Source organism: Asticcacaulis sp. SL142, assembly GCF_026625745.1.
Classification (GTDB): Bacteria; Pseudomonadota; Alphaproteobacteria; order Caulobacterales; family Caulobacteraceae; genus Asticcacaulis.
The window spans coordinates 2,204,116-2,224,000 of the sequence record NZ_CP113061.1 but is presented as its reverse complement, the minus strand read 5'-3'; the positions used below and the strand labels follow the sequence as shown (position 1 = coordinate 2,224,000).

General features: G+C 50.2%; 19 protein-coding genes and 1 pseudogene. 11 read left to right on the top strand and 9 right to left on the bottom strand.

What is annotated here, in order from left to right:
* Positions 1–140: 140 nt before the first annotated feature.
* From OVA03_RS10120 to OVA03_RS10105, 4 genes are all read left to right on the top strand, one after another.
* Positions 141–821 carry a class I SAM-dependent methyltransferase gene (locus OVA03_RS10120; RefSeq protein WP_267524220.1) on the top strand — a complete coding sequence of 227 codons (681 nt, stop codon included), beginning with the start codon at positions 141–143 and terminating at the stop codon, positions 819–821.
* Between the two features lie 64 nt (positions 822–885).
* Entirely contained in the window at positions 886–1,767 is an 882-nt protein-coding gene (locus OVA03_RS10115) for an FkbM family methyltransferase (protein ID WP_267524218.1), read from the top strand.
* A gap of 73 nt (positions 1,768–1,840) precedes the next feature.
* Positions 1,841–2,035, top strand: a complete 195-nt coding sequence (locus tag OVA03_RS10110) for a hypothetical protein (protein WP_267524216.1) — start codon at positions 1,841–1,843, stop codon at positions 2,033–2,035.
* Positions 2,036–2,073: 38 nt separating this feature from the next.
* The gene (locus OVA03_RS10105; protein ID WP_267524214.1) at positions 2,074–4,965 is read left to right on the top strand and encodes a glycosyltransferase family 4 protein; all 2,892 of its coding nucleotides are present in this window, start codon (positions 2,074–2,076) and stop codon (positions 4,963–4,965) included.
* Positions 4,966–4,968: 3 nt separating this feature from the next.
* Here the strand turns inward: OVA03_RS10105 and OVA03_RS10100 are convergent, their stop codons facing one another.
* The 4 genes and pseudogenes from OVA03_RS10100 to OVA03_RS10085 form a co-directional block, all read right to left on the bottom strand.
* A complete protein-coding gene (locus OVA03_RS10100) occupies positions 4,969–5,793 on the bottom strand; it encodes a glycosyltransferase (protein ID WP_267524211.1) in 825 nt (274 codons plus the stop codon).
* Positions 5,794–5,814: 21 nt separating this feature from the next.
* Positions 5,815–6,585 carry an ABC transporter ATP-binding protein gene (locus OVA03_RS10095; protein ID WP_267524209.1) on the bottom strand — a complete coding sequence of 257 codons (771 nt, stop codon included), beginning with the start codon at positions 6,583–6,585 and terminating at the stop codon, positions 5,815–5,817.
* A 2-nt stretch (positions 6,586–6,587) separates the two neighbouring features.
* Positions 6,588–7,397 (bottom strand): ABC transporter permease, encoded by an 810-nt coding sequence (locus tag OVA03_RS10090; protein ID WP_267524207.1) that lies wholly within the window; start codon positions 7,395–7,397, stop codon positions 6,588–6,590.
* Between the two features lie 377 nt (positions 7,398–7,774).
* Positions 7,775–8,628 (bottom strand): annotated as a pseudogene (locus OVA03_RS10085) (integrase core domain-containing protein); the annotation flags it as partial.
* Between the two features lie 245 nt (positions 8,629–8,873).
* Between OVA03_RS10085 and gmd the strand changes: the two are divergent.
* Both gmd and OVA03_RS10075 read left to right on the top strand, forming a co-directional pair.
* Complete coding sequence (gmd, locus tag OVA03_RS10080) at positions 8,874–9,911, top strand: GDP-mannose 4,6-dehydratase (protein WP_267524205.1); 1,038 nt, start codon at positions 8,874–8,876, stop codon at positions 9,909–9,911.
* A 55-nt stretch (positions 9,912–9,966) separates the two neighbouring features.
* Complete coding sequence (locus OVA03_RS10075; protein ID WP_267524203.1) at positions 9,967–10,869, top strand: GDP-mannose 4,6-dehydratase; 903 nt, start codon at positions 9,967–9,969, stop codon at positions 10,867–10,869.
* A 10-nt stretch (positions 10,870–10,879) separates the two neighbouring features.
* Here the strand turns inward: OVA03_RS10075 and rfbA are convergent, their stop codons facing one another.
* From rfbA to rfbC, 4 genes are read right to left on the bottom strand one after another with little or no spacing between them, the layout of a single operon-like run.
* Complete coding sequence (rfbA, locus tag OVA03_RS10070) at positions 10,880–11,743, bottom strand: glucose-1-phosphate thymidylyltransferase RfbA (RefSeq protein WP_267524200.1); 864 nt, start codon at positions 11,741–11,743, stop codon at positions 10,880–10,882.
* Positions 11,740–12,645 carry a dTDP-4-dehydrorhamnose reductase gene (gene rfbD, locus OVA03_RS10065; protein WP_267524198.1) on the bottom strand — a complete coding sequence of 302 codons (906 nt, stop codon included), beginning with the start codon at positions 12,643–12,645 and terminating at the stop codon, positions 11,740–11,742. The genes rfbA and rfbD overlap by 4 nt, the downstream gene beginning before the upstream one ends.
* A gap of 2 nt (positions 12,646–12,647) precedes the next feature.
* Entirely contained in the window at positions 12,648–13,700 is a 1,053-nt protein-coding gene (gene rfbB, locus OVA03_RS10060; protein WP_267524196.1) for a dTDP-glucose 4,6-dehydratase, read from the bottom strand.
* 8 nt (positions 13,701–13,708) lie between these two features.
* Positions 13,709–14,251 carry a dTDP-4-dehydrorhamnose 3,5-epimerase gene (gene rfbC / locus OVA03_RS10055; protein ID WP_267524194.1) on the bottom strand — a complete coding sequence of 181 codons (543 nt, stop codon included), beginning with the start codon at positions 14,249–14,251 and terminating at the stop codon, positions 13,709–13,711.
* Positions 14,252–14,346: 95 nt separating this feature from the next.
* Between rfbC and rimO the strand changes: the two genes are divergently transcribed.
* Entirely contained in the window at positions 14,347–15,756 is a 1,410-nt protein-coding gene (gene rimO, locus OVA03_RS10050) for a 30S ribosomal protein S12 methylthiotransferase RimO (protein ID WP_267524193.1), read from the top strand.
* Here rimO and OVA03_RS10045 read toward each other — a convergent pair.
* Positions 15,753–16,220, bottom strand: a complete 468-nt coding sequence (locus tag OVA03_RS10045) for a hypothetical protein (RefSeq protein WP_267524191.1) — start codon at positions 16,218–16,220, stop codon at positions 15,753–15,755. The two genes, rimO and OVA03_RS10045, sit on opposite strands and share 4 nt — an antisense overlap.
* An 83-nt stretch (positions 16,221–16,303) precedes the next feature.
* Between OVA03_RS10045 and OVA03_RS10040 the strand changes: the two genes are divergently transcribed.
* From OVA03_RS10040 to OVA03_RS10025, 4 genes are all read left to right on the top strand, one after another.
* Positions 16,304–17,197 (top strand): alpha/beta fold hydrolase, encoded by an 894-nt coding sequence (locus OVA03_RS10040; protein WP_267524189.1) that lies wholly within the window; start codon positions 16,304–16,306, stop codon positions 17,195–17,197.
* Positions 17,198–17,330: 133 nt separating this feature from the next.
* Positions 17,331–17,750 carry an Hsp20 family protein gene (locus OVA03_RS10035; RefSeq protein WP_267524187.1) on the top strand — a complete coding sequence of 140 codons (420 nt, stop codon included), beginning with the start codon at positions 17,331–17,333 and terminating at the stop codon, positions 17,748–17,750.
* A gap of 160 nt (positions 17,751–17,910) precedes the next feature.
* Positions 17,911–18,801 carry a hypothetical protein gene (locus OVA03_RS10030; RefSeq protein WP_267524185.1) on the top strand — a complete coding sequence of 297 codons (891 nt, stop codon included), beginning with the start codon at positions 17,911–17,913 and terminating at the stop codon, positions 18,799–18,801.
* A gap of 90 nt (positions 18,802–18,891) precedes the next feature.
* Positions 18,892–19,566 carry a hypothetical protein gene (locus OVA03_RS10025; protein ID WP_267524183.1) on the top strand — a complete coding sequence of 225 codons (675 nt, stop codon included), beginning with the start codon at positions 18,892–18,894 and terminating at the stop codon, positions 19,564–19,566.
* Positions 19,567–19,885: the final 319 nt, after the last annotated feature.

Below are 19,885 nucleotides of genomic sequence, written 5' to 3'. Positions count from 1 at the left end.
TAAAGCGATAATAAAGACACTAATTGCAATATGTATAAGCGCCCAAAACGCTGTAATGAATTTAAAATATGAAGTGTGGTGCCGTCTTGCCGACGTGCTGAATGTCGTTTAAACCAGTTGTGATTTTTTAGGGGTAACTGATGACCGATACGAAAAAATACTGGGCTAATGCTATTTGGGGCAAAAGCGACCCATATTCAGACGCCAACCAAGACCTGGTTGATTTGCAAGGTTGGGCCAGTGACAATATATATTTGACTCACGCTATAGAGGAGTTGAAGCCGAGGCTTGTTGTCGAAATCGGCGTCTGGAAGGGGGGGTCGGTTATCACTATGGCGCGTCGGATGAAAGAACTTGGTATTGATGGAGCGGTGATCGCAATTGACACATGGCTTGGCGCGTCCGAGCATTGGATAGACGAAGAATGGCACGCTAGCTTAAGGCTGCAAGGCGGATATCCATCGCTTTATAAAACTTTCGCGGCAAACATAGTTAGCCAAGGCTTGCAAAATTACGTCATCCCCCTGCCCCTAGACTCAATAAACGCAGGAGAGGTTTTAAAGCGTAAGGGCTTGGTGGCGGATATCATTCACATTGACGGCGGCCATGATTTGAAATCAGTCACCGGAGACTTGGAGATGTGGTGGCCGATGTTGCGCCAGGGAGGCCTATTGATTGGCGATGATTACCACCCATACGGGGAAACATGGCCAGAAGTGAGAGAGGGATTTCATAAGTTTTTCGAGGTTGATTATATCAGAAATACTGGCGGTAAATGTGTAATTATGAAGCCTACTATTGATCCCTCAATTGAGATGTAACAGATAAATTTAATTAGGTTTGATACTTTAGCACGGTTGCAGAATTCAATTAGCGGAAAAAAATATGAACAAAATTCTACTTCCCACCATATCGGCGGATGGCCAGGAGACAACTTATGATATGGGGGTGCTTAGGACATTGCACTCCATATCATCTGAGCCTTGGACAGGTAAAAGTGGTCGTGCCCTTTGGGGCGAGTGGAGTCATCCGGGTGAGGGGAGCAGAAGTCTTACGTCAATTATGGAGGGACCGATTGGATATCATTGGGGTAAGGTTCTAAAACCGGGCCACATTGCTATTGATATAGGCGGGCACTCTGGGGATACAGCGATACCGATGGCATTAATGAGCTATGATAATAGTTCTCAGTGTAAGGGCAGCGTTGTTGTCGTTGAGCCAAATCCTGCTGTATTGCCGGTTTTACATGTTAATTTAGCGATGAATACGCATATTGGTGATTTCTATGTGGTTCAGGCGGCAATTACTAACACTGACATGGACGAAATTGAATTAGCCGATCATGGTAACGCCCAGTGTAACGGAGGTGTTTTGGATGGCGGGCTCTCCAGAGATGTTGCGCAGCATCTGAAAAATGTTGCGGGCACCAAATATATGGCTCGTGGCGTAAGTATGGAAACGCTTTTCAGAAATATTGAAACTGAAATTAAGCAGCCGGTCGGTTTTATAAAAATTGATTGCGAAGGTTATGATAAAGAAATACTGAGGCCTTGTCGTGACTTGTTTGCCCGAATGAAGCCGGTTTTATTTGTCGAATGGTTTGCTTGGTTTGCACATGAGGATGATCAGGATCTTTTCAAGGTTATAGAATCTATTGATTATGTTCCTTACGATCCTATTACTCTGAAATTAGCTAATGTACAAAATCGTATTGGCGATCTGATGTGTTTCCATAAAGACGATATCCCCAATTATGTTTCTTCGTAATATCCATTCGGCGGCGTTAATATTGCTCAATCTCGGGATTCTAAAAATAATAATAAGTGCTTTAGCGCGAGTTGTGCGTTCGAACGCAGCCTTGCGCCGGGTTATGCATCGGATCATTGACCTGTTTCCCGCATCGCTCAAACGCAGGCTTGTGGCCATAGCGCCACCAACTCCAGAGGAAGCCGGCATAATTGCAGCGATCGGTACACCTGTCGATCCGGGCTTGCTGGGTGAGGTGAAATGGATCTATGACCGCCTTCGTAACTAGGTTTTATAAACGTCAGGCGGTTGGGTATGCGGCTATGTTTGGATTTGCAAGTTCTGCAGGGCGAATCCGCCGAAAGAGGCGTCGGCCGCTACTCTGAGGGTTTGGCAGATGCCATCATAGGCACAGGCCAGGCGGATGTTACAGCCGTTCTAAACACGGCTCTGCCGTCGAGATTCGAAAAGGCGTATGATTGGGCACAGAAACGACTCCCAAAGTCGGCAATCCGTGTTTTTCGCGGCATGGACCGGACTATGGGGCTGATCGCGGGTAATGAAATACGCCAGCAAAGAGCCGCGGGATTATATGATGCTTTTGTGCGGCGACTAGGCGTTGATGCCTTGCATACTCCGGCTCCTTTTGACGGCATGGGTGATGAAACGGTTATAGGTGACCGCCGGCTAGGGGTTGATAATCACACTCTCCGATTTTCTACGCTTTATGATTTGATCCCCTTTCAGGAACCTGAACTGCATCTGGCGGATGCCCGCTATAAAGCTTGGTTTGACTCACGGCTGGCCGTGCTAAAAACCTGTGACGGTTTATTCGCTATTTCTGATTATACTCGTAAGGTCGCCATTGATCAGGCGGGTATCGATCCGGCTAAAATCGTCACGATCTTTGCCGACGCAAGCCCCTTGTTCAAGCCGCTTGATTTTACGCCTGACGAGCGTCGTGCTGTTCTGCATCGTTTTAGCATCACTAAGCCATTCATCATGCATACGGGCATTCTTGAGGCCCGAAAAAATGTAGCTTGTCTTGTGTCGGCATTCAGTAAGTTACCCGATGAGATGCGCCACCGTCATCAACTCGTCCTCATAGCCAATGCGACGCAGGCCCAGAAGCGAGATGTATTGAACTATGCCGCCAAGTGCGGGCTTGTGCCTGGAGACATTGTGTTTCCGGGCTACGTGGTGGACGAAGATCTAGTTAAAATCTACAATCTGGCTCAAATAACTATAATGCCCTCATTTACTGAGGGTTTTGGATTGCCGCTGTTGGAAGCCATGAGGTGCGGTACGCCTGTGCTTGGTGCCGACACGACGAGCATTCCTGAGGTCATTGGTTGTGATGACTATACCTTTGACCCGTTCTCGTCCGATGAATTGGCGCTCAAAATCCACAGCCTGTTGAATGATCGAGGCGCGTGGGAAGCTGGACGAAGTCATGCGCTTAGACAGCAAGCCTTGTTCTCATGGAAGCGATCGGCTGAGTTGGCCATGGATGGTTTTTCAGAATTGACGAACCGCCATTCAGCCAGGGGCGATGATTTTGATGTCAAATACACCTTTTTAGGTAGAAAAGTTCAAATAGATAACGATGCTATCGATATTCAGGCCTCAGAACAGCCCAATTTTGATCGAAGCCGACTGCCTTTGGTCGTTATCGAAGGCAACTGCCTTACAAACGCCCAAGAAAAAACTTTAAGCGAAGGGCCTGCAATTATATTACATGCGCATGATGTCGTCCGCATTAATACGTCTCCATACCTGCGCTATTTAACAAAAGGCTATGGTGGTTTGCGTGATGAGAATCTAAGCATCGACGTTAATTCATTGCGAAACATACAAGGTGCATTGTTTCTTGGCGCTTTTGAGCCAGGATATAAACTATCATCTTCAACGCGTCAGGGGCTACGGTCTGCTTCGTCCCAAATCACGCCAATATTAGAGCTTCTGACCCAGTTGCCTAACCATTTTCCGTCAGAAGATGCCACGGAATTGGCAGTTCTTATGGGGTCTAATTTATTACCACATAACCGCCCCCCTGCACTTCTGGTCGATATTTCTGAACTAGTCCACAGGGATGCAAAAACAGGCATTCAACGTGTTGTACGCAGTATTTTGAGGCATTTTCTCTCTATGGAAACAATTTACCGGGTTGAGCCTGTTTATCGTGAGGGGGATTATTATAAATATGCGCGTGCTTATACGTCCAGATTTTTGGATTTACCAAATTTAGAAAATGTTGATACCTACGTAACATTTTATTCAGGTGATATCTTTCTTGGCCTTGATCTGGACGCAACGATTTCCGAGGGGGCAATGCAAGCATTGCTGCGTGAGCGAATGAGAGGAGTCAAATTGGTATGGGTGATATATGATATGCTGCCAGTTTTAAGACCTGAGTGGTTTGACGTTGGTCTCGGCGACGCCGTCAATAATTGGGTCAATCGTATTGAAGTTTGTGCGGATCAATTGGTTTGCATATCTCGAGCAGTTGCTGATGATGTTTTAAGTCATTTGCAATGCCAAAAACCTGATCGGATCAGAGACCTAACTTTGTCGTGGTGGCATTTAGGTGCAGATTTAGGTAATATCGTACCTACACGCGGGATAAGTTGCTCTCATCAATCTCTTTTAGATCAAATCTCTGCCGAGTGGCCAGTATTTCTAACTGTCGGGACTATTGAACCTAGAAAGGGAATTCGCAGACTTTTAGATGGCGCTGAGGCGTTTTGGAAATCTGGCGGAAATGCCAGCTTCGTACTAGTGGGCAAGCAAGGGTGGGCGGTTGAGCCGCTCATTAAATATTTGTCTTGCCATCCTGAAATGGGACGCCGATTGTTTTGGTTTAGTGAGGCTTCAGATGAGGTTCTGGAGAGCCTTTACATGCGTGCAACGGCTGTAATATTGCCAAGTGAAGGTGAAGGATTTGGATTGCCGTTAGTCGAAGCTACTCGACACGGAAAGCCCGTTTTAGCGCGTGACTTGCCTGTATTTAGGGAGATTGGCGGAAAAAGCCCTTACTATTTTAATGAGAAATCCGGGCGTGAATTTGCGGATTCAATTAATACGTGGTTGAAAATGCAAAAAAAATACAAAAAGGCTGCAGGGTCACTTAAGGTCAAAACTTGGGCAGAGAGTGCTAATGATTTATACAATGCAGTTGTAAATCACCAAGAATACAAAGTCTGGCGACGGGATGTGTGATTTTTAAGCATTATCTGATGAAGCCTTAAGCTGATCTTCCCCCAATTGTTTGCGAATAACATCCTCATCAAGCTGAGGTAATTGAATTAATGTAGCAAAGTCGCGGGAAGCGTTTAACATAGCCTCAAGGCTCTGCTTGGGGAACTCTGTAAACCAAAAATCGTTTGTACCATACCTTAGGCATGGAAAAATTATTGCTTGCAAGGTTAAGTAAGAATATAGTCCAAATTTGGTATGCGCAGACTCGCCTTCTTTAAATTGGTTTAGGTGGTGAAGCGGAACTGGAAACGGTTCGCAATCAAAATAAGCATTTATGTCGCCTACCCACAGTTCTTCATGTATCATCCCTTCCCACCGAACCCGCGGAGTATTACGGTAAAGTCTACGGTGGCTTTCAATGCGTTTTTCGGCAGATTCGATAATCGTGCCTATATTAGTTAGGTCAAAATCCGGCGTTTTTACATAGTTTAAACGCGTCAAATCAAATGCATTAGTTTTCGTAGTTTCCAGTATCGACTTAGCTGCTATAAAATCAGCAGCATTAATGTACTCGTCGCAATCAATGGCTAAAATCCATTCGGTTTTTGCACGTTTAGCGCCATAATTTCTTGGGTGAGCAAAACCAAAATCATAAAGATTTTCACGACGGTAGTTTAGTACTAAATCATCTTTATCAAGTATTTCATCATAAATGGAATGACTTTCGTCAGATGATCCCATGTCGACTATTATTACCTGATTACTTATGGATTTAATCGGTGCCAAAGTATGCCTTAGCAGACTTTCTTCATTATAGGCAATTATTACCGATGTAATTTCTGAAGACATAATTCACCCGAATCATTTATATTATTGCGATACAAAATGCCCGCCGATAACTTCGGGGTCGGTTTCATACATTTTTATAATCTCATCAGGATCACCGACGGCAACTATCTGGCCTTTTTTTAGATAAACGGCCTTATTGCAGATGCTCTTTATGATGTTTGTAGAGTGAGAGGCTAAAACAAGGATCCGCGACTTTTTTACATAGTCGGTTGTACGTTCAACCGCGCGTGATAAGAAATTAATATCACCTGCTAGTAACCATTCATCCATTAAGACGACATCAGGCTCAAAAGAAGTGGCAACGGCGAATGTAAGCCTGCCAAGCATGCCGGAAGAGTAGGTATGTACAGGTAAATCTATGAAGTGGCCCAAATCTGCGGCAGCTACTATCTCATCAATATTATCAAGAACTTTCTCACGTTTAATGCCGCGATAATAACTTAACAAAAGTATATTTTCTCGTCCTGATATTTCCATGTCCAGCCCGAGGGTTGTGTTCAGAGCTGCGGAAATTTCACCATGCACAGTCACAGTGCCTGTTGTGGGGGCAATTACACCGGCCAAGACTTTTAGAAGTGTTGATTTGCCAGCCCCGTTGTGGCCAACGAGTCCAATTCTATCCCCATCTTTAGCAAAGAGGGTAATGTTTTCAAGAGCGCGAACGCTGACAACATCCCGACCGGTTTTGAATAAGGAGCCTCCAACCAGTGATGCCGCAGAACGCCGGAGCGATTTGGCTGACACGGAATATATAGGTAGATAGCAAGATACAGAGCGCAATTCTATGGTCATGTTCACAGCCAAAAATTTATATAGCGTTTGTATTGATTAAAAAGAAACACCGTGACGGTCGTTCCGATCAAAAACATTACGGTGCAAAATATGAAGCTGTTAACAGGCACGTTATGTTCGAAGATAGGGGCGCGTATCAGCTCTATCAAATGATAGATCGGATTAAAGAGCAAGTAGGGGCTTTGCGCTGAAACTTGTGACGGCATCCATATGACAGGGGTAGCAAACTGAGCGAGCAACAATGTGTATTGTGTCATTTGCGCCATGTCCCTAAAGCGAGCGCAAAGCATGCCTAAACATATTGATATCCAGAACATATTTGCAACAACCAGAATTAAGCCTGGAATAGCAAATATAATTTTATAATCGACATTATATCCTGCAACTACAAATGTTATTAAAACGGCAATCAGGTAATGTAAAAATACAATGCAGTTTCTTACGATACCTCTAAGTATAACTGTTGAATAGGGAATGGAAACTGATTTTATAAGGCTAGCATTGGCCTGAAATATAGCCGTAGAGTCAGTAATTATTGCAGATATCAGGTTCCATGCCGCAAGGCTAATGGCTATAAAGGGTAGGTAGGTTCCAGGGTTTGATCTCATAATTTGACTGTAGAGAAATCCAACGCCAATAATAGTCGCTCCCAAGCCCATTACTAACCATAATGGACCGAGCACACTTCGCGCATATCTCTGTTTAATGTCTTGATAGCCTAAAAAAAGCCACAAACGCCACTTTGTAAAGCCATCTAAGACATCAATGTATCCATTCCAAGAGCGTGTTGATACACTCAAATTATCTGCCATATTTAGCCACTTTACTGAAATTATTGATGATGAGTTAGCAAGGGACCTGCATGTGCGTCAAGGGCGGCTGCTCAATGATTCTTCTTTTAAGGTGCTTCTGACTTATGAGGCTGCGTCTGTCCATGTGCGGAATTTGCCTATTATTTCTACAAAAATATAAACTTAGTTCCTAGTTTTAATTTTAGGCTGCAGTTGCAGATTTGTATAAGCTTTTTTCATAGGCGCTTTCGATTTTATAATCACCAACTTTTTTTGGGAGGCTCGGGTTGACCCGCTACCCATTTCTTGGCCACCCGAAACTGGAATTTCCTGCGGTTTGGGATCAGGGCGCGGCGGGTACCGCGGAGCCATAAACGTGTGATATCGGTGGTCACTGTGGGTCGGACTTCGATGTAGTTCTTGCGCCAAGACTCCATCTTGTCTCCGGCGTCGTCAAGGCTCATGAACCAATGGGCGTTAAGGCACTCTGCCCGGAATTTGCCATTGAGAGACTCAATGAAGGCATTGTCCGTCGGCTTGCCGGGCCTCTATAAGTCAAGCGTGACCCTTTGTGTTAAGCCCACAGGTCTAGATCACGGGAGATGAACTCTGAGCCCTGATCGACCCGAATGGCCTTGGGGTAGCTGGCCCGTTTGCAGACCTTCTCCAGAGTCTGCACGACGTCTTCGCCGGATAGGTATAGCGAGGGTCGATTGCCGGCGAGAAGCTAGAGAACGTCCCAGCGACCGTCAGAATGCGCAGCTTTCGTCCCGTACAGAGTTGGTCGTGGACAAAGTCCATGGCCTAGGTATCGTTATGCTCGGTGGCTTCGCAGCGACCTTCCCGAAGCTTGGCTTTCACGCGCCGCTTCGGTGTTTAGTTCCTGACCTGAAGGCCCAATTCATTGTAAAATCTGTAGAGGGGCGATCCATCCGAAGGGCCCGACAGACTCGGCGGACCGACACCTGCCAGGCGACAATCACCCGATCGACAAGCTCACGCTTGGCGGCAGGCCTTAGCGCTTTTTTTCCAGAACATCTTGGAGCATGGCCTTAATCAAGCGGAAGGTCCGCGACAATGCGTTTCAACTTGGCATTCTCTTCTTCCAATTGACGCATTCGCCGCATCTCTGACGGCATCAAGCCAGCGTACTTTTTACAGAAGTTGTATAAGGTTGCATCAGATATTCCGGCCTGCGGCAGGCCTCGGCTACCGCCACGCCGTCGTCCGCCTGCTTCAAAATGAACGCGATTTGCGACTCCGTGAACTACAACTTCTTCATGAAATTCTCCTCATCCTGCATCCGGGATCTTAATTGGAAAATTCCAGTTTTAAATGGACTCAATTTCCGGGGGGGCAGGTCAGGCTCTGTCAGGTGTTTAAAAAGGGCAAGTCAAGTTTCTCTTCGAGGGAGGGATTAATTGGCTTGAATGTCGTGATATGGATGCTTATGGAGGAATAGCGTCTAGGCTTTAAGATTTTTCGAATGGGATGGGTATGTCTAAAGTTGCTATCGTAACGGGTGTCGGAGGGCAAGACGGTGCGTATCTGGCGGAATTATTGCTCGAAAAGGGCTATACCGTTTATGGCACTTACCGCCGTACCAGTTCGGTGAATTTCTGGCGTATTGAAGAGGTCGGCATTGAAAAACACCCCAACCTACATTTGGTCGAGCATGATCTCACCGACCTTTCATCAAGTATTCGTCTAATAGAGAGAACCCAGCCTTTAGAAATATACAACCTGGCGGCTCAGAGCTTTGTCGGTGTGTCCTTCGATCAGCCAATTACAACGGCCGAGATTACGGGTATTGGGCCCGTTAATATTTTGGAGGCCATCCGAATCGTAAACCCGAAAATCCGTTTCTATCAAGCGAGTACTTCGGAAATGTTCGGTTTGGTGCAGGCTGTCCCGCAAAAAGAAGATACCCCGTTTTACCCCCGCAGCCCCTATGGAGCGGCAAAGCTCTATGCACACTGGATGACAGTAAACTACAGAGAGAGCTTTGGAATATTCGGTAGCAGCGGGATCCTATTCAATCACGAGTCGCCGTTACGCGGGCGTGAATTTGTGACCCGCAAAATTACTGATAGTATGGCAAAGATTAAACTGGGTCAGATGGATGTACTTGAGCTTGGGAACCTGGACGCTAAGCGTGACTGGGGTTTTGCGAAAGAGTATGTTGAGGGCATGTGGCGCATGCTTCAGGCAGATGAGCCTGATACATATGTCCTGGCTACTAACCGAACTGTGGCAGTCCGGGATTTTGTTTCGCTCGCCGCAAAAGCTGCCGGTTTTGAACTTGAGTTTAAGGGCAAGGAGGAAAGCGAAGTCGGAGTGGATGCTAATTCCGGGAAAGAAATTGTTCGTATAAATCCTAAATTCTACCGTCCTGCCGAAGTTGATTTGCTTATTGGAGATGCGTCTAAAGCTAAAACCAAATTGGGTTGGGAAGCGAGAACCACTTTGGAAGATTTATGTGCACTAATGGTTGAGGCCGATATTCGGCGTAATATTCAAGGGTTTTCATTTTAATTAATGAAAAGGTTCCGGATGACTTTTCTGCTACAGCTAAAATTAGGGCGTGACGATGGAGAAGAGACTTCTGATTACCGGCGTAAGTGGTTTTGCAGGCAGGTATTTAGCGCCGCTTATGGTTGACTCTGGCTATAGAGTGTTTGGAACCGTTCATAGTGATGCCGAGCTAAAACAGGATGGAGTCGAGGTTTCTTATCAGGTTGATCTTCGGGATTTTAATGCGCTTAGACATGCCATTCAGTCTATAAAGCCGACTCATGTTGTGCACTTAGCAGCAATATCTTTTGTCGCGCATGAAAATATTAATGAGATTTATGAGACTAATATTGTCGGGTCCAGAAATCTGCTGAAATCACTTGATACGCTTGAGGTTAAGCCTGATGCAATCTTGTTGACTAGTTCTGCAAATGTTTATGGAATATCATCACAATCTGTTTTTTCGGAGATAGACGAAGTAAATCCTGCTAATGATTATGCCGTTAGTAAGTTGGCGATGGAGTATATGTCCAGGCAATTTTTGGAGCGTCTAAATATCATAATAGCGCGGCCATTTAATTATACAGGCCGAGGACAGTCTGAAAATTTCTTAATACCTAAAATTGTAAATCATTTTAAAAAAGGTGCTGATTTTATAGAATTGGGAAATACGGACGTATCGCGTGATTTTTCTGATGTCCGCACAGTTGTTGAATATATGAAGCGTCTTATTGAGACTCCGGCCTGTATCGCGAATATATACAATATATGTTCTGGAGCTCCTCATAGTCTGGATCATATAATTAAGACATGTGAAAAAATTACAGGCAGGAATGTTTCTGTTAGGGTTAACCCCAGCTTTGTAAGAAGAAATGAAATAAAAACCTTGTCAGGTAATCCGCAAAAATTAATTAATTCTGTTGGGTTTGTAAACAAACACCCTATTGAAGAGACTTTGGCATGGATGTTGAATGTTTAATATTTGTAAATTAAGATATTAATAAATTTAAATAATCGCCATACATGCTTTTCCCTAGCTTGGTAGCTAATCTTGATAGTTGGTGATCAGATATATACCCTCGCCGCCACGCCACTTCTTCAGGGCAGGCGATTTTAAACCCTTGGCGTTTTTCGATAATCCGGACGAACTCGGCCGCTTCCAGCAGGCTTTCCGGCGTGCCGGTATCAAGCCAGGCATAGCCCCGTCCAACAGTCATAATCTCCAGTTCGCCGCGATCGAGGTAAGTGCGGTTGATGTCAGTGATTTCAAACTCACCACGCGCGGAGGGGGTGAGGCTGGTGGCGATATCACATACCTTATGGTCATAAAAATATAGCCCGGTCACCGCCCAGTTGGATTTGGGATTTTGCGGCTTTTCCTCAATCGAGACGGCACGCATGGCCTTATCGAACTCGACCACGCCATAACGGTTCGGGTCAGACACCTGATGGGCAAACAGGCAGGCGCCGTGGGTGAGCTTGGTGGTTTGCTCCAAAATGGTGGCCAGATTTGAGCCGTAGAATATGTTGTCTCCAAGGATAAGGCAGGACGGTTTTCCGTCAATGAAATCGGCACCAATGACAAAGGCCTGAGCAATGCCCTGCGGCTGCGGCTGGGGGATGTAGGACAGCTTAATGCCCCACTGGCTGCCGTCGCCGAGCAGCTTTTCAAACAGGGGCAGGTCGTGCGGTGTGGTGATGATCAGTATATCGCGAATGCCCGCCAGCATCAGGGTGGTCAGCGGGTAATAGATCATGGGTTTGTCGTAAACCGGCATCATCTGTTTCGATACGGCCAGTGTCATCGGATGCAGACGCGTACCCGTGCCGCCCGCCAGAATAATACCCTTCATGCCGTCTCTTTTCTTTTGGATTCGCCAGACATCATTTCATCCAGACACGTCATGAGGCTGTGACGCCAGGGTGGAAGCGCAAGGCCATAAGCCTGTGATATTTTACGACAATCAAGGCGTGAATTGGGCGGTCGTTTCGCGGCTGTGGGAAACTGCGCGCTTGGGATGCGGATAAGTTCAGGGCGGCGCATGCCCCGTGCCGCCAGATCGGTGAATACGGCATCGGCCAGATCTGCCCAACTGCCGCTGTCGGGGGCGGTGAAGTGAAACAGGCCGCGCAGGGCGGGATCGCGGTCGTTGCCCAGCCGTTCGCAGACGTTCAGCAGGGCATCTGCCAGATCACGGGCTGAGGTCGGGCCGCCATACTGGTCATCGACCACCCTGACCTCGTCGTGGGTATGGGCCAGTCGGTACATGGTCTTTACAAAATTATGGCCATAGGGCGAATAAAGCCATGAGGTGCGCACAACGACATGCCCGGATTCGGCAAGAACGGCCTGCTCTCCGGCCCGCTTGGTTCGCCCATACACATTGATGGGGGAGGGCCTATCCGTCTCATCGTAGGCACCGGTTTTTAGGCCGTCAAAGACATAGTCGGTCGACAGATGAACCAGCGGAATATTCAGGGCGGATGTGGTGTGCGCCAATATTGCGGGGGCCGTGGCGTTAACCTGCTCGGCCATGTTTGCATCAGACTCCGCCTGATCGACGGCGGTATAGGCAGCAGCGGAAATCACGGCATCGGGTTTGATGGCCGTAATGGCCGGGCCGATACTGTCAGGGCGGCTAAGATCGAGCTGCGGCCGCCCGATGGGGATTATCTCTATATCGCTGTAGTTTTGTGCGGCGGCGATCAGGGCGCTTACGACCTGGCCTTTCGTTCCGGTAACGGCAATGCGCATGGTTATGACCTGAGCATGCCTAAGCGTTCGCCGGTGTAGACCCGTTCCCGTAATGGCCCCCACCACGCTTCGTTATTAAGATACCAGTCGACGGTTTTTTCAATGCCGCTGTCAAAGGTTTCCTGCGCGCGCCAGCCCAGTTCGGTCTCAAGTTTGGTGGCGTCAATGGCGTAGCGGTAATCGTGGCCGCGCCGGTCCGGCACAAAGCTGATCAGGCGGTCATGCGGGGCGCTGCGGGGGCGGCGCTGATCCATGAGGGCGCAGACGCGGCGAATAACGTCTATATTGGTCCACTCATTGCGGCCACCGACATTATAGGTCTGCCCCGTGCGGCCGCGCATGGCGATGAGGTAGAGCGCGCGGGCATGATCTTCGACATAGAGCCAGTCGCGGATGTTGGAGCCGTCGCCGTAAACCGTAAGCGGCTTACCCTCCATAGCGTTGAGGATATTGAGCGGGATCAGCTTTTCCGGGAAATGATATGGCCCGTAATTATTGGAGCAGTTGGTGATGATCACCGGCAGGCCATAGGTACGGTGCCAGGCCATTGCCAGATGATCAGACGCGGCTTTGGAGGCTGAATAGGGTGACGAAGGACTATAGTTGGAGGTTTCGGTGAAGCGGCCTTCGTCACCCAGCGAGCCGTAAACCTCATCGGTTGAGACATGTAAAAAGCGGAATTCCTGCTGGGCCTCGGCCTTAAGCGATAACCAGTAGTTTCGCGCTGCCTCCAGCAGAGTGAAAGTGCCGACCAGATTGGTTTGCACGAAATCACCGGAGCCGGTGATGGAGCGATCGACGTGGCTTTCGGCGGCTAGATGCAGGATGTGGGTCGGTTGAAAGCTGTTGAGGGCGGCACTCACCGCCTGCGCGTCGCAAATATCGGCTTTCAGGAAACGGTAATGTGGTGAGGTCTCGATGGGGGCCAGAGATTCCAGATTACCGGCATAGGTCAGCTTATCAAGATTGAGCACATCCGCGCCGATTTCCGATATCAGGTACCTTACGACCGCCGATCCGATAAAGCCGGCGCCGCCGGTGACCAGAATTCGCATATCAAGCCTCAAATCATCTCAGCCAGCCGGGGCTGCATTTTGTCTTTGGGCGACAATATAACCAAAGCCGGATCAAATGGCCATGCCACACTGAGGTCGGGGTCATCAAAGGCGATTCCGGCCTCATGTTCGGGGCTGTAAGGATGGGTTACCTTGTAAAAGACCTCGGTATCGTCTTCCAGCGTGACATAGCCGTGGGCAAAGCCTTCGGGCACCCACAACTGCTCGCCGCCGGAGGCCGTCAGGGTTTGCCCCAGCCAGCGCCCAAAGGTGTCTGAACCTTTGCGGATATCGACCGCGACATCAAAGATTGAGCCTTTGAGGCAGCGCACCAGCTTGCCCTGTGCGGCGGGCGCAATTTGATAGTGCAGCCCCCTTAAGGTCGCGCGATCTTTCGACAGGGCCTGATTGTCCTGTACGAAGATGACATCGGCCACGGTCTGGCGAAACGCATCATCGCGAAAGGCTTCAAAGAAATAGCCACGCGCATCTTCGTGCCGTTTGGGAAGGATCAGGGCGGGGCCTTTAATCTCAAAATGCCTGACGTGCATAAGTGGCCTTTATGGACTGTATGGACGCGCGGCTTATAGGATGCCCCGTCGTGATTGTCTTGCCTTATGCGCTAAAATCTGTATTACGCACGTAAATGTCCACATCCTTAAAAACCGATGCCCCGAAGGTGGGGTTTGTCTCGCTGGGTTGCCCCAAGGCGCTGGTCGACTCTGAGCGCATCCTGACCAAGCTGCGCCTTGAGGGCTATGACACCGCCGCAAGCTACGCCGGGGCTGACGTGGTGGTGGTGAATACCTGCGGGTTTCTCGATTCGGCCAAGGAAGAAAGCCTGAACGCCATCGGTGAGGCTTTGGCCGAAAACGGCAAGGTCGTGGTCACTGGCTGCATGGGCTCTGAGGCCGATATGATCCGGGCGCGCTTTCCCAATGTGGCGGCGATCACCGGCGCCCATCAGTATGACGCGGTTATGGACGCCGTCCACAATATCGTGCCGCCCAGACCTGATCCATTTAGGAATCTTATTCCTGATAACGATCCCGGCGTGCGCCTGACGCCCAAGCATTATGCCTATCTCAAGATTTCCGAAGGCTGCAATCACCGCTGTAGCTTTTGTATCATCCCGCAGCTTCGCGGCGATCTGGCCTCGCGCCCGATTGCCGACGTGCTGAAAGAGGCCGAAATCCTGGCCCAGAGCGGCGTCAAGGAACTGCTGGTGGTCTCTCAAGACACCTCGGCCTACGGTCTTGACATTAAATATGCCCAAGGAGAATGGCGCGGTCAAAAGTGGGATGCGTCGTTTGAGGATCTGGCCCGCGGTTTGGGCGAGTTGGGCATCTGGGTGCGGATGCACTATGTCTACCCCTATCCGCACGTCAACAGCGTCATTCCGCTGATGGCCGAGGGCAAGATCCTGCCCTATCTCGATATCCCGTTCCAGCACGCCTCGCCCAAGGTGCTCAAGGCTATGAAGCGGCCGGGCAATCAGGATCGCACGCTGGAGCGCATCCGCTCATGGCGCGAAATTGCGCCCGATATCACCATCCGCTCGACCTTTGTGGTTGGCTTTCCGGGCGAGACCGAGGCCGATTTCAACTTCCTGCTCGACTGGCTGGAAGAGGCGCAACTGGACCGCGTCGGGGCCTTTGCCTATGAGAATGTCGATGGTGCCCCGGCCAAGGACTTACCCGACCATGTGCCGGAAGAGGTCAAGCAGGATCGTCTGGCCCGCTTCATGTCGGTGGCAGCGCGCATCAGCGCCCAGAAGCTGCAAACCAAGGTCGGTCAGGTTGTGGACGTGCTGGTCGATGACATCCGCGCCGATGGCACAGGCGTGGCCCGCACCAAGGGCGATGCCCCGGAAATCGACGGCCATATCTACCTTAAGGGCTTCACCGGCCTTAAAGTCGGTGAGTTTGCCAGAGCCAAGGTCATCCGCGCCGATGCGTTTGATCTTTACGGCGAACCCGAAGGCCTGATCAAGCTTGACCGCCTGCCGACAGCCCGTCCAAAAGGCAAGGTCCACCGCATTATTTCGCGGTTTTAAGGGGCGATCCAGAACCCAAACCTCAGCAGCGGGTGGGTAATGTCTTTCAGCGGCCAGTCATAGTCGGCGGCGGCTTTTTTCAGCACCCGGCGCGGGGACAAAACCCAGACCCGCTGCGACAGATGCCAGCCTTCGATCGTATGGGATTTGGGGATGAAGTAGATGTCGCGGGCGTCCATTTCGATACTATGGATATCGCTCAGAGGTATTTCCTGGCCATCGGGGGCTACGAAAACCTTACGCGCCGGATCATAGGCGAACAGGGGTTTGTCTATGACGCTTAGGGCGATCATACCGCCCAAAGCGACCCACATCACCAGCACAGCCAGCCCCTGTCCCTTGGCCAGCATCAGCCCGCTCCAGAACGGGGACGCGATCAAAAGCGCAATCGTATAGCTGTTGAGTACGCTGCCACTCCAGTAAAGTTCAGTGAGCGCATGGGGCTGAGACGGTCTGAGATTCATATGTCATGGTGTAACCATAATTTTCGTCGCAATCCACGCCTATTTATGGCTCAGTTGACCAAGTGTCGCAAAGGGTTCCGGTAATGCTGTCTTTTAACAAATCACCTGCCCACACTTATGAGGAGCGCTGGTGGTCATCTGATGACAGCCTGCGCCTTTATGCGCGTGATTATGCCGGCGCTGGTGGGGGCATCCATCTGCCGGTCGTGTGCCTGCACGGCCTGACGCGCAACAGTGCCGATTTCGAAGGGGTGGCGCCCTACATCGCCGCCACGGGCAGGCGCGTGATCGTGCCGGATATCCGCGGGCGGGGCTTTTCAGACTATGACACTGACCCGAAAAACTACCATCTGTGGACCTATGCCAAGGACGTGCTCGATCTGTGCGATGGCTTAGGGATCGCACGAGCGATCTTTATCGGCACGTCCATGGGCGGCTTAACGACTATGGTTTTGTCGACGCTCAGGCCCGCCCTGATCAAGGCCGCCGTGCTCAATGATGTCGGGCCTGTGCTGTCGGCCAAGGGCCTAACGCGCATCGCCGGTTACGCCGGAAAGAACCGCTCTGAGATCAAGTCCTGGCATGAGGCCGCCGACTACGCCCGCCTGCATAACGAAGTGGCCTTTCCGGACTATGGCCACAAGGACTGGATGGCCTTTGCCCGCCGCCTGTTTCGTGAGGGCGATGACGGGCTTAAGCTGGCCTATGATCCGGCGATTACGATTCCCGTCTCTGCGCCGACCTCTCCGGCCGTCTATGACATGATGCCGCTCTATATGTCGCTGAGTACCGGCAGGCCTCTGCTGCTGGTGCGCGGGGCGCTGTCCGACCTGATCGAGGATCACGAAGTCAAGGTCATGCAGGGCATCTCACCTGACCTGACGCGCGTCGATGTGGAGGGCGTCGGCCATGCGCCTATGCTGACCGAAGCCTCATCAAAAGCGGCGGTTCTGGAATTTTTGCAGGATTTGCCGTAGGTTTATTGAACATGCGCGGGCCGAACCCATATATTTCAAAGCGCATTCCGAAAAGTGTGAAGCGGTTTTGGCTGCGCCGAACTCTGTTTCGGACTCAAATGCGCGCTAAAAATGGGTTCAGGGGATAGGTTAGATGGCGCGCACGGTAATTTTTGATAGTCCCTACCTGTTAGGCTTTGACCATACGCGCGCGTTGATCGAGCGGTTGGGACGCGTGTCGGAAAACTATCCGCCCTATAATGTCGAAGCCCTGTCTCACCACCATATCCGCATCAGCGTGGCGGTCGCGGGCTTTACGTCTGATCATCTGAAACTGGCCCTGACCGGGCAGTTGCTGACCCTTACGGCGCAAAAAGACGGTGAACCCGAAGACGCCGAGGCCCGTGATTTCCTCCATCGCGGCATCGCCCAGCGCGGCTTTACCCGCAGCTTTGTCATCGGCGACGGCATGGAAGTGACGGCGGCGGTTCTGGAATATGGCCTGTTGCATATCGACCTGAAACGCCCCGAACCGGATGACAAGGTTAAGCTTATCCCCATCATTAGCCGCTAGCAGGGGCACGGCCCCTGCACCCGGAATGTTTTTGTATTGCAACCCTTTATAATGTTGAAAGGGCCAAATGCTGGTTGATTTGTTATGCTGAACCGTAGATGCGAATCGAGTTTAGATACTATTCTCTTCTAATAGTTATCTTGGGCATTGGGTTGCGGTAATGAGAGCTCTTGAACATCTCGATTGGTATTCCCGGTATAAGGACAAGTCGAATAAAGTTTGCCCTTACTGCGCTAGCCATCTTTTTACCCCTGAAATACCTAGCGATAAAGAACACCTGATCGGTAGGAGGTTTGTTCCGACAGGTTCATTTGAACGCGATGGCCGCTTTAATTTTCAGTTTCGCGCGTGTCGTGATTGCAATGGTGTAAAAGCCGAACGTGAACGGCATGTATCATCAGTGACGCTCTATAATGGATTGCCGCTTTACGACGAGGACGTTCGAGCTATCGCAATTAACAAAGCATCGAAAGACTTTCACCCCGACAAAAAGGGAAAAGTGGTTATGGATGCTCACGGCGAAATGAAAGTCTCAGGTAAAATGGGGCAAATACCGATGACTTTTGGGCTGCACTCGCCGCCGCAATTGAATTCCGACTATGTGCGTGATCTAGCCTTCTTCCACATTCAGGGTCTCGGCAGCATGATATCGACGCACGACCATCTGAAAATCGAAGGTATGGGTATCATCCCTTATGGTACGCTGTATTCTTTTGGCTTTTTTCAACACTCCGATTGGGGCAACGTCCAACTCATCGAACTTGCCCGACGATTTCAAGGGCTTCAAGAAATCTTGCAACTGGACACGGCCGCCGGCTTTTTCCGCGCCATCATCTATAAGGATGCTCCAAGCGGCGACTGGTATTGGATACTGGAGTGGAACAAAGTTTGTCGCGTTTATGGTGCCGTTACCAAGGACGGCCAGCGACCACTTCTTTACGCTGATCTGCCTCAGCATAAATGGGTTCAAGTGTCCCCCACTCGACGCATGCGCGTGAATATCGCTCTACAAGAAGACAAGGGCGATATTTTTCAGCGTCATTTCCAATAATCCCCTACAACCAACCTTCCCGCCTTGCCATCCTGATGGCAAGGCGAAGCAACTTATCCCCCCTGTTCGTGTTTCCCCCATGCTAAGGGGATGACTGCCGATGCGCCGACATCTTTTGACCTGAAAGAACGCTTCACGCCCGAAGAACGGCGGGCGCGGCTGCGGGCCTTTGCCGACCGAATGCTGGAGCGGCTGGGCGATCTGCCGTCGCCGTATGATGCGCCTGAGCTAGAGCAGATGGCGCGCGCAGGGCTGCTGATCGAGCGCATCTACGCCCGCGTCGATGCGTCCGAGCGCACGGCCTCAAAGCAACTCACACCTGAAGAGGTCGCCCGCAGCCGCGAAGAGTTCGGCCTGAAACTGGCGGCTTTGCGCGAAAACCATGACGCGGTGTGCGCCAAACTGGCCCCAAAACTCAGCCCCCAAATGGCACCTGTATCAGAGGCGCAAACCCTCACGCCGGATGAGTTAATCACGCGCATCAAGGGCCTTGATTTGTCGGAACCCGATTTCGGGATTGATGACGCGTTCGATGATGATCTTGATGACGATCTGGTAGACGAGCCAGAGGAGGCGCCGCAAACCTCGCCACGCCTTGATCCGAAAACCGGCCTGTTGTGGCTGGATGAGCGGACGATTCTGGCCACTCAGCATCCGCCGTGGTTTGAAGCCGAAGGTGGCGAGATGTACTGGCGGGTAGCGCGCGGTGAGGTGAAGCTGGTCTTGCTGGATAGCATCACCGCTGGCATCACGGACAGCAGTTAAGGCCCAAAAGTTCGCAAGAGCCCCCCTCTGTCACTTCGTGACATCTCCCCCGGTACACCGGGGGAGTATAAGAAAATCATACCTCCCCAATGCGCTCAAGCAGCGAAGCGGTAGCGCGCTAAAATGCGTTGGGGAGGGGGGCCGCTTTGCGTAGCAAAGGGGTGGTGGGGGCAAACTTTTAGTCAAGCCTATATAGCCCGCGCCTATTGAAGAGTCTGAAAGATCGACCTAAAGTTTAAGTCTAATCAGGTTTGCTCGCGCTATGCATTTTTTTCTCTTTATCTTGCTCGTGATATTTTTGCTCATTTGCGCCGGTTTA

Bases quoted from the DNA above. Each gene is read 5' to 3' on its own strand.
- rfbA (WP_267524200.1), bottom strand. From the start codon at position 11,743: ATGAAGGGTATTATTCTGGCGGGCGGCACGGGTACGCGTCTGCATCCG.
- OVA03_RS10075 (WP_267524203.1), top strand. From the start codon at position 9,967: ATGGAGAAGAGACTTCTGATTACCGGCGTAAGTGGTTTTGCAGGCAGG.
- OVA03_RS10025 (WP_267524183.1), top strand. From the start codon at position 18,892: ATGACTGCCGATGCGCCGACATCTTTTGACCTGAAAGAACGCTTCACG.
- rfbB (WP_267524196.1), bottom strand. From the start codon at position 13,700: ATGCGAATTCTGGTCACCGGCGGCGCCGGCTTTATCGGATCGGCGGTC.
- OVA03_RS10040 (WP_267524189.1), top strand. From the start codon at position 16,304: ATGCTGTCTTTTAACAAATCACCTGCCCACACTTATGAGGAGCGCTGG.
- gmd (WP_267524205.1), top strand. From the start codon at position 8,874: ATGTCTAAAGTTGCTATCGTAACGGGTGTCGGAGGGCAAGACGGTGCG.
- OVA03_RS10120 (WP_267524220.1), top strand. From the start codon at position 141: ATGACCGATACGAAAAAATACTGGGCTAATGCTATTTGGGGCAAAAGC.
- OVA03_RS10115 (WP_267524218.1), top strand. From the start codon at position 886: ATGAACAAAATTCTACTTCCCACCATATCGGCGGATGGCCAGGAGACA.
- rfbC (WP_267524194.1), bottom strand. From the start codon at position 14,251: ATGCACGTCAGGCATTTTGAGATTAAAGGCCCCGCCCTGATCCTTCCC.
- OVA03_RS10095 (WP_267524209.1), bottom strand. From the start codon at position 6,585: ATGACCATAGAATTGCGCTCTGTATCTTGCTATCTACCTATATATTCC.
- OVA03_RS10035 (WP_267524187.1), top strand. From the start codon at position 17,331: ATGGCGCGCACGGTAATTTTTGATAGTCCCTACCTGTTAGGCTTTGAC.
- OVA03_RS10090 (WP_267524207.1), bottom strand. From the start codon at position 7,397: ATGGCAGATAATTTGAGTGTATCAACACGCTCTTGGAATGGATACATT.
- rfbD (WP_267524198.1), bottom strand. From the start codon at position 12,645: ATGCGCATTGCCGTTACCGGAACGAAAGGCCAGGTCGTAAGCGCCCTG.
- OVA03_RS10045 (WP_267524191.1), bottom strand. From the start codon at position 16,220: ATGAATCTCAGACCGTCTCAGCCCCATGCGCTCACTGAACTTTACTGG.
- OVA03_RS10030 (WP_267524185.1), top strand. From the start codon at position 17,911: ATGAGAGCTCTTGAACATCTCGATTGGTATTCCCGGTATAAGGACAAG.
- rimO (WP_267524193.1), top strand. From the start codon at position 14,347: ATGTCCACATCCTTAAAAACCGATGCCCCGAAGGTGGGGTTTGTCTCG.
- OVA03_RS10100 (WP_267524211.1), bottom strand. From the start codon at position 5,793: ATGTCTTCAGAAATTACATCGGTAATAATTGCCTATAATGAAGAAAGT.